The 14,909-nt window shown below is 64.1% G+C and carries 16 protein-coding genes; all 16 read left to right on the forward strand.

Going from position 1 to position 14,909, the window contains the following annotated elements; genetic code table 11:
* Nucleotides 1-4 precede the first annotated feature (4 nt).
* The 16 genes from JGZ97_RS08245 (at nt 5) to JGZ97_RS08320 (ending at nt 14,788) form a co-directional block, all read left to right on the forward strand.
* The gene (locus JGZ97_RS08245; RefSeq protein WP_207062141.1) at nt 5-2,557 is read left to right on the forward strand and encodes a circularly permuted type 2 ATP-grasp protein; all 2,553 of its coding nucleotides are present in this window, start codon (nt 5-7) and stop codon (nt 2,555-2,557) included.
* On the forward strand, nt 2,554-3,474 hold the full coding sequence (locus JGZ97_RS08250; RefSeq protein ID WP_207062142.1) for a transglutaminase family protein: 921 nt from the start codon (nt 2,554-2,556) through the stop codon (nt 3,472-3,474). The genes JGZ97_RS08245 and JGZ97_RS08250 overlap by 4 nt, the downstream gene beginning before the upstream one ends.
* 238 nt (nt 3,475-3,712) lie before the next feature.
* Complete coding sequence (locus tag JGZ97_RS08255) at nt 3,713-4,876, forward strand: phosphoglycerate dehydrogenase (RefSeq protein ID WP_207062143.1); 1,164 nt, start codon at nt 3,713-3,715, stop codon at nt 4,874-4,876.
* Nucleotides 4,877-5,027: 151 nt separating this feature from the next.
* Nucleotides 5,028-6,602: a M48 family metalloprotease gene (locus JGZ97_RS08260; RefSeq protein ID WP_207062144.1), complete on the forward strand. Its 1,575-nt coding sequence runs from the start codon at nt 5,028-5,030 to the stop codon at nt 6,600-6,602.
* Nucleotides 6,599-7,009: a hypothetical protein gene (locus tag JGZ97_RS08265; protein WP_207062145.1), complete on the forward strand. Its 411-nt coding sequence runs from the start codon at nt 6,599-6,601 to the stop codon at nt 7,007-7,009. Before JGZ97_RS08260 ends, JGZ97_RS08265 begins: the two co-directional genes overlap by 4 nt.
* Before the next feature lie 53 nt (nt 7,010-7,062).
* Nucleotides 7,063-7,698, forward strand: coding sequence for a YigZ family protein (locus tag JGZ97_RS08270; RefSeq protein ID WP_207062146.1), 636 nt, complete (start codon nt 7,063-7,065; stop codon nt 7,696-7,698).
* Nucleotides 7,695-7,967: a hypothetical protein gene (locus JGZ97_RS08275; RefSeq protein WP_207062147.1), complete on the forward strand. Its 273-nt coding sequence runs from the start codon at nt 7,695-7,697 to the stop codon at nt 7,965-7,967. Before JGZ97_RS08270 ends, JGZ97_RS08275 begins: the two co-directional genes overlap by 4 nt.
* 66 nt (nt 7,968-8,033) lie before the next feature.
* Nucleotides 8,034-8,696 carry a protocatechuate 3,4-dioxygenase gene (locus JGZ97_RS08280; RefSeq protein WP_207062148.1) on the forward strand — a complete coding sequence of 221 codons (663 nt, stop codon included), beginning with the start codon at nt 8,034-8,036 and terminating at the stop codon, nt 8,694-8,696.
* 28 nt (nt 8,697-8,724) lie between these two features.
* A complete protein-coding gene (locus tag JGZ97_RS08285; protein ID WP_207062149.1) occupies nt 8,725-9,846 on the forward strand; it encodes an HD domain-containing phosphohydrolase in 1,122 nt (373 codons plus the stop codon).
* A 274-nt stretch (nt 9,847-10,120) separates the two neighbouring features.
* Nucleotides 10,121-10,477: a DUF413 domain-containing protein gene (gene maoP / locus JGZ97_RS08290; protein WP_207062150.1), complete on the forward strand. Its 357-nt coding sequence runs from the start codon at nt 10,121-10,123 to the stop codon at nt 10,475-10,477.
* Nucleotides 10,467-10,931, forward strand: a complete 465-nt coding sequence (locus tag JGZ97_RS08295; protein ID WP_242521621.1) for an ATP-dependent zinc protease — start codon at nt 10,467-10,469, stop codon at nt 10,929-10,931. Before maoP ends, JGZ97_RS08295 begins: the two co-directional genes overlap by 11 nt.
* A gap of 84 nt (nt 10,932-11,015) precedes the next feature.
* Complete coding sequence (gene rimK / locus JGZ97_RS08300) at nt 11,016-11,921, forward strand: 30S ribosomal protein S6--L-glutamate ligase (RefSeq protein WP_207062151.1); 906 nt, start codon at nt 11,016-11,018, stop codon at nt 11,919-11,921.
* A 1-nt stretch (nt 11,922) separates the two neighbouring features.
* The gene (locus JGZ97_RS08305; protein WP_207062152.1) at nt 11,923-12,981 is read left to right on the forward strand and encodes a succinylglutamate desuccinylase/aspartoacylase family protein; all 1,059 of its coding nucleotides are present in this window, start codon (nt 11,923-11,925) and stop codon (nt 12,979-12,981) included.
* A 74-nt stretch (nt 12,982-13,055) separates the two neighbouring features.
* On the forward strand, nt 13,056-13,919 hold the full coding sequence (locus tag JGZ97_RS08310) for a LysR family transcriptional regulator (RefSeq protein ID WP_207062153.1): 864 nt from the start codon (nt 13,056-13,058) through the stop codon (nt 13,917-13,919).
* Nucleotides 13,907-14,176: an acetyl-CoA carboxylase biotin carboxyl carrier protein subunit gene (locus JGZ97_RS08315; RefSeq protein ID WP_207062154.1), complete on the forward strand. Its 270-nt coding sequence runs from the start codon at nt 13,907-13,909 to the stop codon at nt 14,174-14,176. Before JGZ97_RS08310 ends, JGZ97_RS08315 begins: the two co-directional genes overlap by 13 nt.
* Before the next feature lie 186 nt (nt 14,177-14,362).
* A complete protein-coding gene (locus tag JGZ97_RS08320) occupies nt 14,363-14,788 on the forward strand; it encodes a hypothetical protein (RefSeq protein ID WP_207062155.1) in 426 nt (141 codons plus the stop codon).
* Nucleotides 14,789-14,909 lie beyond the last annotated feature (121 nt).

Genomic DNA, 14,909 nt, shown 5'->3' on the forward strand with positions numbered 1-14,909 from the left:
CCCGATGGATAACCCGGCTCCCATGGTTGATGCGCTGACCTATCAACCCAGCGACAGCGGCTACGACGAAGCCTACGGCAGTCAGTCGCAACCGCTAAGGCACTGGCAGTACCTGCTCGACGGGCTCCAGGCGCTGGGGCCGCAAGGCATTCGCGAACGCCAGCACAAAGCCGACCGCATCCTGCGCGATGACGGGGCCAGCTATAACAGCGGCCACCCCAGCACCAGCCAGACCTGGCCTCTGGACCCGGTCCCGATGGTGCTGGAAAGTGAAGAGTGGAGCAATCTCGAGGCCGGTTTGCTGGAGCGGGCGGAACTGCTGGACCTGATGCTCAAGGACTTCTACGGGGAGCGTTCGCTGATCCGCCACGGAATCCTGCCACCGGAGCTGCTGTACAGCCACCCCGGCTTTCTGAGGGCCTGCCAGGGTATCCAGCTGCCGGGGGAGCACCAGCTGCTGTTCTACGCCGCCGACATGATCCGCGACCAGAACGGCAGCCCGCTGGTGGTCAGCGACCGCACCCAGGCCCCCAGCGGCGCCGGCTACGCCCTGGAAAACCGCACCGTCATGTCGCGGGTGCTTCCCTCGCTGTTTAGGGACAGCCACGTTCATCGCCTTTCCCTGTTTTTTCAAGCGTTTCGACTCAAACTCAACCAAATCGCCAGCCAGATCACCGATGATGTACCGCGCATCGTCATCCTGACCCCCGGCTCACTCAACGAAACCTATTTCGAGCACGGTTACCTGGCCAACTACCTTGGGTTTCCACTGGTCCAAGGCAGCGACCTGCAGGTTAGTAACGGCTACCTGTGGATGAAATCTCTCGGCGGTCTGGAACGGGTGGACCTGGTACTGCGCCGGGTCGACGATTTCTACTGCGACCCGGTTGAGCTCAAGGCCGACTCACACCTGGGCGTCCCGGGGCTGCTGGAGGTGGCCCGGGCCGGGCGCGTGGTGATCGCCAACCCGCTGGGGTCCGGGGTGCTCGAGAACCCGGCGCTGGTGCGTTACCTGCCCCAGGTCAGCGAGCATTTCCTGGGCCGGGAGCTGCGCCTGGCCTCGATCCCCACCTACTGGTGCGGCATTCCCCAGGACATGGCCTACGTGATCGAAAACCTCGAGCGATTGGTGATCAAACCCTGTTTCCGTGGCAGCCGCGAGGAGACCATTTTCGGACACCGACTCAGTACCGAAGAGCGGGAACAGCTGATTGCTCAAATCCGCCGCCATCCCATGCACATGGCGGCGCAGGAATTTATCCGCCCTTCTCTCGCCCCCGCTTGGCACCAGGGCGAACTTCGCCCGCGCCCGGCCCTGCTGCGCAGCTTCGCCGTCGCCAGCCAGGCGTCCTACAGCGTGATGCCCGGTGGCCTGACCCGGGCCGGCAAGACTCCCGATTCGCTCAACATCAGCAACCGCGAAGGGGCCGTCAGCAAGGACACCTGGATCATCGCCTCAGAGCCGGAGAAGCAGCTCACCCTGCGCGAAGTCGAGCCTCGCACGATGCTCCCGGCGAGCGGGCGCACCGCGGTATTCCCCTGCCGGGTGGTGGAGAACCTGTTCTGGATGGGGCGCTACGCCGAACGCACCGAGTCGGCCCTGCGCCTGCTGCGCACCGTTTTCGTCCAGCTCAACAGCACCTATGAGATGCCTCAGGAGAGCCGCAGGCTGCTGCTGCGGGCGGTCACCGAGCTGACCACTACCTACCCCGGCTTCACCCTGGTAGACCCGGACCTAGTGAGCGAACCCGAGGCCGAGCTGCTGGCGGTGGTGCTCGACGGCGAGCGGGTCGGCAGCGTCACCGCCAACCTGAACGCCTTCAGCAGCTGCGCCGACCAGGTCCGGGAGATGCTGTCGGCGGACACCCAGCGCCTGATCAATGACCTGCGCGACCAACTGGGAGAGCTCTCGGTCTCGCTGCAGCCAGGGCTCGCCTCGGCCCCCGAGGAAGCCCTCGACCCGCTGGTCACCTCGCTGCTGGCGCTTTCCGGGCTTTGGCACGAAAGCATGGTGCGCGGCCTGGGATGGCGTTTCATGGACCTGGGACGGCGCGTCGAGAAAGCGCTGCAAACCGTCCGCCTGCTGCGGGCGGCGCTGGTCCAGGGACTGCCGGAGGCGCAGCAGGTCTGGGTACTGGAATCCATCCTGATGAGCCTGGAAACCCTGATGACCTTCCGCCGGCGTTCGCGTAGCGGCAACGACCTGGTGCGTGGCCTGGAGCTATTGCTCTATGATGGCGGCAACCCGCGCTCGGTATACCACCAGTTGACCCTGGTGCAGGAGCACTTGGCGGAACTGCCGGCGGCAGCCCACGGCAGCGGCCTGGCACCCGAGGACCGGCTTATCCTTGAAGCCGCCACCTCGATCCAGCTCAGCGAGCCTGAGCAGCTGGCCGCCGAGGATCCGGAAAACGGCCAGCGTGGCGCGCTCGACCAGCTCCTGGCGCGGCTGCAGCATCTGCTGGAGGAGACCTCGACCCAGATCAGCGGCAAGTACTTCGATCAGGTCAAAGTCCACCACCAGCTCGTACGCACCAGTTGGGATGAAGCGCTATGATCTACCGCGTCCGCCACGTTACCCACTACGAGTACGAGAAGCCGGTGAGCCTTTGCTACAACATGGCCTACCTGCTGCCCCGGAGCACTCCCTACCAGAACTGCCTGACCAGCCAGATCCGCATCAACCCGAGCCAGTCCCAGGGTCGCCGCCGAACGGATTATTTCGGCAACACCGTTTATCACTTTTCCCTGGAGCAGCCCCACTCGGAGCTGGTCGTCGATGTCACCAGCGAAGTGCTGATCCTGGACAGCAAATATGCCCGCAACCTGGAGCTCGACCTGGAGTTCGGCGTTACCTGCGGTCAGGCCCTGGTACAACTTCAGCAGAGTCGGGACCCGGAACTGCTGGAAGCCCGCGAGTTCGTGCTGGACTCCCCCCTGGTGCGGGCCGCCCCGGAGTTGCGCGACTACGCCCGCCACTCCTTCGGTCGCGATCGCCCCCTGCTCTCGGCGGTCCGGGAGCTGACCCGGCGCATCTACACCGACTTCACCTACGACCCCGAATCAACCACCGTGGCGACCCCTTTAAGCGACGTGCTGAAAAAGCGGGCGGGGGTCTGTCAGGACTTTGCCCACCTGGCGATCGGCTGCCTCCGCTCCCTGGGCTTTCCGGCCCGCTATATCAGCGGCTACCTGGAAACACAGCCGCCACCGGGCCAGGAGAAACTGGTCGGCAGCGACGCCTCCCACGCCTGGTTCGCCGTCTTGCTCCCCGGCGAAGGCTGGCTGGAGTTCGATCCCACCAACGACAAGATGCCCGCCGAACACCACATCACCACCGCCTGGGGGCGGGACTACGGCGACGTATCCCCCCTCAAGGGGGTCTTCTTCGACGGTGGCGAGAGCCAGAAACTCAAGGTCTCGGTGGATGTGGAGAACCTGCAGGGGCAGATGCCCCTGGCCGGCACCTATTAGTTAGTCGCCGGGAGCGCGGCATCGGGTTGTCAGGCGCGCTACGACCAAAGCCCCGCTTCAGCGCGTCCCCACACCATGCTAGAGTCCGTCGGAACGCTGATTCAATGGGTTAGGCGGGATACCCTGGGCCACAGCCCGGGCTGCTCCCGACTGTTTAACCCCGATAGCGCAGATCACCCCGCCCGGAATGGTCCGGGCCGAGGGTTCCAGCCACCCAGCCGGAAATGGACACCGCACCATGTACCAGATCAGAACCTACAACGCGATCTCCGTGAAGGGGCTTGAGCGTTTTCCCCGGGATCGTTATGAAATCGCCAGCGAGCTCCCCCACCCCGATGCCTTTATGCTGCGCAGCCAAAAACTGCATGAAGTGGAGTTCCCCGACACGCTGAAGGCGATCGGCCGCGCCGGGGCCGGGGTCAACAATATTCCCCTGGCCCGTGCCACCGAGGCGGGCATCGTGGTGTTCAACGCCCCCGGGGCCAACGCCAACGCGGTGAAGGAGCTGGTGCTGGCAGGCATGCTGCTCGGGGCCAGGGACGTGTACCAGGGAATGAAATACGTCGATACCCTGGCGCCGCAGGAGGGGCTGGATCCGCTGCTGGAAAAAGAGAAGAAACGCTTCGCCGGCACCGAGTTAAGCGGTAAGACCCTGGGCGTAGTCGGGCTTGGCAATATCGGCTCTCTGGTCGCCAACATGGGCCTGGCGCTGGGGATGAACGTCGTTGGCTACGACCCGGCCATCTCCGTGGAAGCAGCCTGGCGGCTCTCCAGCCAGGTGCAGAAGATGGACAACCTCAGCAGCCTCTTCACCCGCTGTGATTACATCAGCCTACACCTGCCGGCCCTGGATGCCACCCGCGGACTGGTCAACGACGCCCTCCTGGGGTGCCTCAGGGAAGGGGCGGTGCTGCTCAACTTCGCCCGCGGGGAGATCGTCGACGAAGCCTCTCTGCTGCGTGCGCTGGAAGGGGAGAAGCTGCGCCGCTACGTCTCGGACTTTCCCGCCAACGCCACCCTGGGACACCCCAAGGTGCTACAGATGCCACACATCGGCGCCAGCACCCAGGAGGCCGAAGAGAACTGCGCGGTCATGGTCGCCGATCAGCTGATCGACTTCCTGGAAAACGGAAATATCCGTAACTCGGTGAACTTCCCCCACATCGCCCTGGCACGGACCACCCCGGTGCGTCTGACCATTACCAACCGCAACGTGCCCAAGGTATTGGGACGAATCACGGCCATCATCGCCGACCACGAAATCAACATCGTCGACATGCTCAACAAGAGCCGTGATGACCTCGCGTACAACATCATCGACCTGGCCGCCATGCCCGGCGAGGACTCACTCAACGCCCTCAACGCGATTGAGGAGGTGATCAACGTCCGGGTGATCGCCTGAGCTCGACGTTCCTGAGAAGGGCAGGACCCCGCCCTTCTCACCTTTAGGCCCCCAGCCCTTCCGCCCCTGCCAACGCCTCAGCCCGGGAGGGCAACCGGCCATTTTCTGGTATTCTCTAGGCGAGGTTTCAAGGTACTCAGGAGTCCGTTCGATGCCCTTTAGTACAGCCTTTTTCTCTTCACACGGCGGTGCCGCCAAACCCTGGTTGGCCTTGACGGCGGCGCTCCTGGTGTTGACTGGCTGCTCCACCAATCCCGTCACCGGCGCCCAGGAGCTGGCCCTGGTTTCCAAATCCCAGGAACTGGATATCGGCGCCCAGCAGTACAGCCCCTCCCGCCAGGCCCAGGGCGGTGATTACCAGGCTGACCCGGGTGTTGAGGCCTACGTTCAGGCGGTCGGGCAGCGGCTGGCGGCCGTCAGCGATCGGGACCTCCCTTACGAGTTCCGGGTCATCAACAATTCGGTGCCCAACGCCTGGGCCCTGCCCGGCGGTAAAATCGCCGTCAACCGGGGGCTTTTGACGGAGCTCAACTCGGAGGCGGAGCTCGCCGCCGTCCTTGGCCACGAAATCGTTCACGCCGCGGCACGCCATGGGGCCCAGAGCATGCAGCGGGGACTGTTGCTCCAGGGCGCCGTGATGGGAACGGTACTGGCCACCCGCAACAGCGACTACGGGCAACTGGCGGCGCTCGGCGCCGGCATCGGAAGTCAGCTGATCAACACCCGTTATGGCCGCGATGCCGAGCGCGAGTCAGACCGCTACGGCATGCAGTACATGTCCAGGGCAGGCTACGATCCCCAGGGCGCGGTCGAGTTGCAGGAGACGTTCGTGCGCCTGGCGGGAGAGCAGCGCAACGACTGGCTGCAAGGACTGTTCGCCAGCCACCCGCCCAGCACCGAGCGGGTTCAGAACAATCGCACATTCGCCGCCACGCTGCCCGCCGGCGGCGAGGTGGGCCGCGAGCGGTACCTGGAGAAGACGGCTCGTCTGCGCAAGGCCAAACCGGCTTACCAGGCCTACGACGAGGGGCGCAAGGCGCTGGCCGAAGGCAACCGCGAGCAGGCCCGGCGTTTGGCGAACAAGGCACTTGCCATCGAACCGCGCGAAGCGCAGTTCCACGCCTTGCTGGGAGACATTGCCCTGGCCGAGGACGATTTCTCCACGGCGCTTGGCCAGTACGACAAGGCCATTAGCCTCAATGGCAACTACTTTTATTACCCCCTGCAGCGGGGCCGCGCCCATGCCCGCCTCGACCATCCGGACGCGGCCCGCCGGGATCTGGAATTGAGCCTGAAGCTGCTGCCCTCGGCTGCAGCCCTGAACATACTGGGCGACCTGGCCCGGGGTTCTGGTGACCTGGAGAGGGCCAAGGCTTACTACACCAAAGCGGCGGGTAGCGACAGTCCGGACGGCAAGGCAGCGCTCAACGCCTTGCTGGAAACCGACCTGCCGGAAAACCCCCAGAACTATTTAAAGCTCAGTGGCGTGCAGGGGCGGGACGGGCAGTGGCTGTTACGGCTGAGCAACCCCACCCCCCGGGACGTCAGCCTAGTGGTGCTTGAACTTGCCTACCCCGACGGCCGCGGCGGATTCAATCGCCGAGAAGTGCGTTACGAGCAGCCCCTGCCCGCTGGCGAGAGCCGGGTGCTGGCCACCGGAGTGAACGTGGCAGGCGCCGCAAGGGACTACCGCAGCCGCCTGCTCAAGGCCCAGCTGAGCCGATGAAGCGCCCTTTTAGCCTTGGCGTCCACCTCTCCTCGGGCTCGCTACTCTACGCCCTGGCCGGAGGGGCTGACACTTGGCTGACCCTGCTGGGTACGGCCCCCTCGCTGGCGCTGGAGGCCAATCCGTTGCTGCGCCAGAGCATGCAGGTCCTGGGGCCGCTCAATGGGATTCTGGTGGTCAAGGGTGCCGTGTTGATCGCGGTCGTCATCTTCGCCGTCGCGGTTTACCGGAGCATCGACCGGGGCGCAGCCTGGGTCTACTACCTAGCGGTATTCCCCCTCTCTCGGCGCTGGATGCACGCCGCCCCCCGGCACTGGCTCAGCGTGGTACCCCTGTATGCCGTCGCCCTGGCCCAGGCCGCCGCGGCCCTGCTCTGGTGGCGGTTGCTGCAACCCGGTTTGGCATAGCCGGTGTTCCCCATTAGACTGTTCGGCTCTTCCAAAGCCCGCACACCGTTCTGATGCTCCCACCCACCTCCCCGCGCAGCTATCCGGTCCCCTCCGCCCCCCACCAGGAGGAGATTGAGGTCAAGCGAAGCCGCTTTATCGCCCGGGCGCACCCCTGTGCGGACAGGGACGCGGCCATGCAGCACTTACAGCAGGCCCGCCGGGATTTTCCTGACGCCTCCCACCACTGCTGGGCCTACCTGGTCGGCGATCCGGAACAACCCGCGGCCCTCGCCAGCGACGACGATGGAGAGCCCGCCGGTACGGCAGCAAGGCCGATCCTTAACGTCATCCAGCACCGGGGGTTGGGCAATATCATGGTCATCGTCATCCGCTATTTCGGCGGCACCAAGCTGGGCGCCGGCGGGCTGGTGCGGGCCTACGGCCAAGCCACGCAGGCCGCGCTGGTGGGGCTGGATACAGAGCACCACGAACCCCGCCGCAGCGCTCGTCTGCACTGCACTTTCGCCCAGGAGCAGGCGGTCCGCCACTGGGCCCGGGTGGAGCATGCCGAAATTCTCGGGGCAGAGTACGGCGATGGCGTCACCCTCTCCCTCACCTTCCCGGCCAGTGCCGACACCAGCCTTGAGGACTTCGCCGCGGCCCAGCGGATCACACTCGCCCTGTGCGACGACGAGGGCCGGCAATGAAGCCCGATCCGCGAACCGCCATGGCGCTGCTCCTCGAAGAGGTACGCAACACCTTTCCCTTTGACATCCCGCCCGCGCGGCTCTGCGACGGCCCCTGCAGTGGCTGCCCGAAGAAGCTGCTCGAGTATCTCGATACCCAGCTCGAGGAGTGGGAAGACCGGCTCAAACATGGGGAAGCCCCCCGGCTTGGCGACCTAGACCGGCTCGGTCGCACAGCCCGCAAAGTTCACCGGGTGCTGGAGAAAAACGGGTTGCTCGGCCCCGCCTAAATCCTCGGGAACCGGCTACGGTCCCGGCAGTCTATGACTGAGTACCCAGCCATGGGAGCGTGATCTATGCAGACACCCCCGCTCGACCGCCGCCGTTTTTTGCTACTGCTCTCAGGCATGGCCGCCCTGCCAGCCTATGGCCTCACCCCCACGCAGCCAGAAGGCCCTTTTTATCCGGCCACCGATCCCACCGGGAGTGACGCCGACCTGACCCGTCGCCTTCCCGAGGGCCCAGTAGCCCAGGGGCAGCCGCTGCTGATCCGCGGTCGCGTCCTGGACGCGCAGGGGGCACCGGTTGCCGGTGCCCGGGTGGAGATCTGGCAGGCCGACACCTTCGGCCATTACCGCCACCCTCGCGATCGCGGGCGGGTGGACCCCAACTTCCAGGGGTGGGGAGAGGCGATCACCGACGCCGGGGGACACTACCGATTCCATACCGTCAAGCCTGCCCCCTACCTGGCCGGGCAGGAGTGGGTTCGCCCGCCCCATATCCACTTCAGGGTCAGCGCCCGAGGCCGCCCGTCGCTCACCACCCAACTTTACTTTGCGGGCGACCCCCTCAATGAACGGGACGTCCTGCTGGCACAGGTTCCGCCCGATCGGCGAGCGGCCCTGATGACCCAGCTCCAGCCCGGAGAGGGAGCCCAGGTCGGGCTGTTCAACTTGGTGATCGGCCCCGACGAAATGACCAATAAACATTTATTGACGCCGGCCGACCCCATTTCCTAACATGGACTGAATGCGAAAGGAGTATTGCATGAAGTCCCCCTCTGACAGTGTTTCCCAACTGACCCGACGGCTACAGACCCTGCACGGGACGCTGCAGCGGATGCAGCCGGACCTTGCCCGCGTCGCCGTCGCGCTTTACGATCCCGATTCCAACGCGCTGCGCACCTACGCCTACAGTACCCAGGCCCACAACCCGTTAACCCACTACGCCGTGCCACTGAAGGCGGTGCCGTCGCTGCAGGCCCTGGCCGCGAGCGGCGAATCCAGGGTCATTGACGATCTAAGCAGGCTCGAGGGCGGCGGCGAACATACCCAGGCCCTGCTCGCCGCGGGACTGAGGTCGAGCTTTACCCTGCCGATTCACCGCGGGAACGAGCTGCTCGGGTTTATCTTTTTCAACTCCACCCGTACCGCCGCGTTCCCCAAGCACCTGCGCCCGTCCCTGGAGATCGCCGCCTATGCCGTCTCCCTGCTGGTGATCAATGAACAGGCAGAAGTGCGTACCCTGCAGGCCAGTCTGAAAACCGCACTGGAAGTGGCCCACCACCGTAACCCTGAAACCGGCGAACACCTGCAGCGCATGACCCGCTATACCCGCCTGATCGCCACCGCCCTGGCCGAGGATCTTGGACTGAGCGATGAGTACATTGAACACCTGGTACTCTTCTCCGCGCTCCACGATATCGGCAAAATCAGTATTCCCGACGCCATCCTGCTCAAGCCCTCCCGGCTCACCGTCGAGGAGTTCGAAATCATGAAAAGCCACACCTGGCGGGGGCGGACGCTGGTGGACGCGCTGATCAAAAACCACGCGCTGGAGTCCCTGGACTACATCGAGATCCTGGGCAATATCGTTGACGGGCACCACGAGTGCTGGGACGGTTCGGGTTATCCCGCGGGTCTTGCAGGAGAAGCCATTCCCCTGGAAGCCCGGATCGTGGCGGTGGGCGATGTCTTTGATGCCCTGACCAACGAGCGCGCCTACAAGGACCGGCTGAGCAACGAAGAGGCCTTCGCAATCATCGATCGTATGCGCGGCGTCAAGCTGGATCCGGCCTGCGTCGATGCGTTCTGCGCACACCGCGCCGAGGTGGAGCAGATTCAAGCCGAGCTCAGCGCGGACAGCACCCCCGACCTCGCTGCCGGTTAGTCCCGAAATTCTCCCGCTCCAAGGGTCGGGAACCCGCCTGCAACGCCGCCGCTCCTGACATCCACTCTGCCATCCACCCTGCCTGGGGCTCGGCTACCCTGCACCCGCTCCCTTTGCAGGCCCACGGCGAGCGCCAACACCGGAGAGGCGCCACGCAGAAAAATTTCTGCTAACGACAAAATTATTTTGTTTTACCCCGGCCGGCGGCTTTTACCATACTCCCACTGCCTCACCCCAACCTCTATGGCCCTGGTTTAGAACAGAGTTTTACACTATGTCCATTGCTCAGCAGCAGCCGGAAAGTTTCGTTTCCGGAACCAAGTACTATGATGATGAGAACTTCCCCTACGGCTTTGACCGCAGCGGCGAATTTACTTCGGCCCAGGTGGCCATCCTGACCCAGAAGGGCAGCGCGCTCAAAGCCCTGGCCCTGGGCCAGCGCGCCCCTGTCACGGCGGAGGAGGAGGCGTTTGTGGCCTTCTGCCGGGGAGACCGGGGCGCCGAAAGCGCGATTGAGCGGGCCTGGGAACGCTATTGCCGTGTCACTCAGAAAGACGCGCGTTTTTTCACCGTCGGCGACTCCCGCCCCGCATCGGCGGCAGACAGCTTCGACGACGATTTTGACGACTGAGGAGAGCATCATCGACGTAGTTCAGGGTAAGCGCAGCATCGGCTGGCGCGAATGGGCGTCATTGCCGGCGCTCGGCATTGAGAAGATCAAGGTAAAGGTGGACACCGGCGCACGCACGTCCGCCTTGCACGCCTTTTTTATCGAAACCTTCGAACGCAGCAATCAGGAGTGGATCCGCTTTGGCATTCATCCCGTTCAGGGAGACCAGACCACGGAGCTCATCTGCGAATCCCCGGTCAAGGAGCGCCGCCTGGTTCGCGACTCCGGTGGTCACCAGGAGCTGCGTCCGGTCATCGAAACCGAGGTTACCCTGGCGGGTCAGCGGTGGCCGATTGAGCTGACCCTGACCAGTCGCGACTCGATGAAATTCCGCATGCTGCTCGGTCGCACCGCCATGCACGGTCGCTTCGTCGTAGACCCCGAACAGTCCTACCTGGGTCAAAAACCGCGTTAACCCGACTTTTCCGCGACGCTCCCGCCCTGCGTGGGTGGTTTCGCAGCCTTTCTTACCTACCGTCCCCTGCTTTGAGATGTAACCATGAAAATCGGCATTCTGTCCCGTAACCCCTCGCTCTACTCCACCCGCCGGCTGCGTGAGGCCGCCCTGGCCCGCGGCCACGAGGTGCGGGTTATCGACGCCCTGCGCTGCTATATGAACATCAACGCCCGCACGCCCAGTATCCATTACAAGGGCGAAGACCTGCTCGGTTACGATGCCATCATTCCGCGGATCGGCGCCTCCATCACGTTCTACGGCTGCGCGGTACTGCGCCAGTTTGAAATGATGGGCGTCTACCCGCTAAATGAGTCAGTGGCGGTTACCCGCTCCCGGGACAAGCTGCGTTCGCAGCAACTGCTGGCCCGCAAGGGCATCGACCTGCCGATCACGGGCTTTGCCAACAAGCCCAGCGATATTCCCGACCTGATCAAGATGGTGGGCAAGCCTCCCCTGGTGCTCAAACTGCTGGAAGGGACCCAGGGCATCGGCGTGGTGCTGGCCGAAACCCAGAAAGCCGCGGAAAGCGTGCTGCAGGCATTCATGGGAATTCGCACCAACATCATGGTGCAGGAGTTCATCGAGGAGGCCGGGGGAGCCGATATCCGCTGTTTCGTGATTGGCGAACGGGTTATTGCGGCGATGAAACGCCAGGCGCCGGAAGGAGAGTTCCGTTCCAACCTGCACCGAGGCGGCTCGGCCAGCCTGGTTCGAATCACCCCCCAGGAACGCCAGATCGCCGTCAAGGCCGCACGCACCCTGGGACTGAACGTCGCCGGTGTCGACCTGCTGCGCTCCGACCGGGGCCCGCTGGTGATGGAGGTCAACTCGAGCCCCGGCTTAGAAGGTGTTGAAAAAGCTACCGAAAAGGACGTCGCCGGGGCTATCATTCGGTTTATAGAGACCAACGCGAAGCAGAACAGAACCCGCACCCGCGGTAAGGGATGAGATGGCAGCCAAACGCGCCCCGTTCGAGATCGCCGAACACCGCGTCAACCCCGGTGAGCGGCGAACCCTGCACCTGGATCTCGCCCGGCTCTATACCCACACCCGCCTGGACCTCGATGTCGAGGTGATTCACGGCCGCCGGCCCGGCCCCACCCTGCTGATCAGCGCCACCATTCATGGCGACGAACTCAACGGCGTTGAAATCTGCCGCCAGCTGCTCAAACATAAGGCGCTGACCCGTTTGCGGGGCACCTTAATCGTGGTGCCGGTGGTCAACATCTTCGGTTTTATTCAACGCAGCCGCTACCTGCCCGACCGCCGCGACCTCAACCGCTGCTTTCCGGGTAGTGAGAAAGGCTCCTTGGGAAGCCGCGTCGCCCACCTTTTCCGCACCCAGGTGCTGGCCCATGCCAGCCACGTGATCGACCTGCATACCGGGGCCGCACACCGCAGCAACCTGCCCCAGATTCGCGCCAACCTCAGCAACCCGGACGCCGAGGGCATGGCCCAGGCCTTTGGCGCCCCGGTGATTCTCGACTCAAAAACCCTCGACGGCTCCATGCGCGAATGCGCTGACGAGATGGGAATTCCGCTCATCCTCTACGAGGCCGGTGAAGCGCTGCGCTTTGACGACAGCGCCATTCGCGGGGGGCTTCGCGGGATTTTAAGGGTCCTGCGCCACCTTGAGATGCTGCCCCCGCTCCAGCGTACCCGGCCACAGTTGGAGCCGGTCACCGCCAACTCCTCCTACTGGGTCCGCGCCCACTACGACGGCATCTACCGCCCGCTGATAAGACTGGGGCAACGGGTCACCCGCGGCCAGGTTTTGGGGTTGATCGCCTCCCCGTTCGGTAATTGGGAGGAGCCGATCACCGCAACCCATCCCGGCATTCTCATCGGCCGCACCAACATCCCCCTGGTCAACGAGGGGGATGCCCTGTTTCATATCGCCCGGTTCGGCACTGTCACCCATCACGCTCAGCGGCGGGTGGAGGCAATCAGTGAGGCGATTGGAGCCCACCGCCTGCCGGAGGACCAGTGGAATTCGCCGGATAAGTAGACCGGGCCGGAGCTTGCAAGGACGCGACAGGGACGTTATATAGGCGGTAATCAACCCAGGAGCCGCCCCCTGTTGTGAGCCATTCCGTCGATACCGCGCTACTGCGCACCTTTCTTGAGGTCCAAAATACCCGCCATTTCGGCCGTGCCGCAGAAAACCTCTACCTCACCCAGTCAGCGGTCAGTTTCCGCATTCGCCAGCTCGAGCTGCAGCTGGGAGTGAAGCTGTTTGATCGCAATCGCAACAACATTCAGCTGACCTCCGCCGGCAAGCGGCTGGTGCCCCATGCCCAGGCCATTCTCGAAGGCTGGCGGCAGGCGATTCAGGAAGTCGGCCTGGAGGAGAACCAGCAATTGAGGCTGACCCTGGGAGCCCCTCCCGGCGTCTGGGCCGCCTACCTGCAAGAGCGCCTGACCCTGACCGCCCGCCAGCAGCCGGGGCTGACAGTGCGGGCGGAAGCCAAGGACAGCCTGGCCCTGTGCCGCGACCTTCAAAACCGGGACCTGGACCTCGTGGTGCTGATAGAGCCGCCGCGCAGCGATGAGTTCATCGCCGAGCCGCTTGGCCAGCTTAACCTGGTGCTGGTGGCCAACCGAGCGGAGCAGGACCTAGCCCTGGTGGGTGAGACCGGCTACGTGCGCCTGGATTGGGGCAGCGGCTTCGCGGCGCAGGAGGCGACGCTGTTCAGCCAGCGCCTGATTCCGGCACTGGAGACCAACCAATGTGCCATCGCCCTGGACTATATCCTGAAGGTCGGAGGCAGCGCCTACCTGCCGGAAACCCTGGTCGCCTCCTACCTGGGGCAGCGCCTGTTCCGCGTCACCCATGCCCCACTGATCGAGTGCAAACTGTATGCCCTGAAGCGCCGGGAGTCGGGGCACAGCCTGGCCCTGGAGTCGATGCTGGCACAGCTCAAGCAATCCCCGTGCGCGAGCTGATCGAAGTCCGCGCCTCAAGCTTTCCCGAGTGCTGGGAAACCTGCGGCACCTGCGCGACCGATGAGCTGCGGGTGGTGGAGCGGTGCGTCGCGCCGGGGGCACGCGTCGCCCTCTACGACTGCCTGCTGGTCCTGGAGGCAACCAAGATCGAGCTGGAAGTGAACGCCCCGTGCGCCGGAACCGTGGACACCCTGCTGGTAGAAGAGGGTGACGAGATACTCCCCGACGAGGTGCTTTTGCTTCTCCTTAAGGACTAATAATCGCGCGCCATCTTTGATTAGTTACTCGCAGTTAATAACCCTACTTTTATAAGGTAATAAAGCGGTGGATATGCTGCGCAAGTTGGTTTAAAGTAGCGCCGCGTGCAAGGAGCACAGGGAGAGTCGGAACGCCACCGCGGATCACGACCGTCCCCAAAGAAAAAAAAGAACCTGGGATAGAGCATGTACCAAGCCACTGTCACCAATGTCCCTCTGTACACCGAGGGTTACTACTTTTCGCCCCACCTGTTTGATAGCGACACCATCGATGCCGTCCAACTGGCGGTCATGTTGGGTACTAACAACGACGGTGAACCGGAAGTCATCCTGGTCGCCGTTCCCGACCGGCAATCCCCGCCTTACCAACTGGCGATCGCCGGCAAGCTCGATGTCCTCGACGCCCGGGGCAGACCGGTCCCTCCAGAAACCCTCAAGACCCTGCCCGTCGGCGAGATCAACGAAGCCACCCTTAGGCGGCGCGGCTGGTCGGTGCGCTCGCGCCCTTACTTCGTCTGGCAAAAGCAGAACGAGCCGGTGGCCGAGACCCGGTCAAAGACCATCTACGCCAGCGTCCACCACCAGCTCAAAACCCTCTCTGCGGTAATGTGAGCGGGCTGCCTCCGATTTCAGCATCAACGGCCCGCTGGCGCGCGCGTTTAAATGACCTCAAGCAACGGCTAAACGCGTACCGCTACGACCCCGCGTTTCCCGACGAGGCCGGTGCGCTGCA

It is taken from the genome of Motiliproteus sp. SC1-56 (genome assembly GCF_017309075.1).
Lineage (GTDB): Bacteria > Pseudomonadota > Gammaproteobacteria > Pseudomonadales > Balneatricaceae > Motiliproteus.

Bases quoted from the DNA above. Each gene is read 5' to 3' on its own strand.
- JGZ97_RS08265 (WP_207062145.1), top strand. From the start codon at position 6,599: ATGAAGCGCCCTTTTAGCCTTGGCGTCCACCTCTCCTCGGGCTCGCTA.
- rimK (WP_207062151.1), top strand. From the start codon at position 11,016: ATGAAAATCGGCATTCTGTCCCGTAACCCCTCGCTCTACTCCACCCGC.
- JGZ97_RS08255 (WP_207062143.1), top strand. From the start codon at position 3,713: ATGTACCAGATCAGAACCTACAACGCGATCTCCGTGAAGGGGCTTGAG.
- JGZ97_RS08280 (WP_207062148.1), top strand. From the start codon at position 8,034: ATGCAGACACCCCCGCTCGACCGCCGCCGTTTTTTGCTACTGCTCTCA.
- JGZ97_RS08250 (WP_207062142.1), top strand. From the start codon at position 2,554: ATGATCTACCGCGTCCGCCACGTTACCCACTACGAGTACGAGAAGCCG.
- JGZ97_RS08285 (WP_207062149.1), top strand. From the start codon at position 8,725: ATGAAGTCCCCCTCTGACAGTGTTTCCCAACTGACCCGACGGCTACAG.
- JGZ97_RS08320 (WP_207062155.1), top strand. From the start codon at position 14,363: ATGTACCAAGCCACTGTCACCAATGTCCCTCTGTACACCGAGGGTTAC.
- JGZ97_RS08270 (WP_207062146.1), top strand. From the start codon at position 7,063: ATGCTCCCACCCACCTCCCCGCGCAGCTATCCGGTCCCCTCCGCCCCC.
- JGZ97_RS08260 (WP_207062144.1), top strand. From the start codon at position 5,028: ATGCCCTTTAGTACAGCCTTTTTCTCTTCACACGGCGGTGCCGCCAAA.
- JGZ97_RS08245 (WP_207062141.1), top strand. From the start codon at position 5: ATGGATAACCCGGCTCCCATGGTTGATGCGCTGACCTATCAACCCAGC.
- JGZ97_RS08275 (WP_207062147.1), top strand. From the start codon at position 7,695: ATGAAGCCCGATCCGCGAACCGCCATGGCGCTGCTCCTCGAAGAGGTA.
- JGZ97_RS08305 (WP_207062152.1), top strand. From the start codon at position 11,923: ATGGCAGCCAAACGCGCCCCGTTCGAGATCGCCGAACACCGCGTCAAC.
- maoP (WP_207062150.1), top strand. From the start codon at position 10,121: ATGTCCATTGCTCAGCAGCAGCCGGAAAGTTTCGTTTCCGGAACCAAG.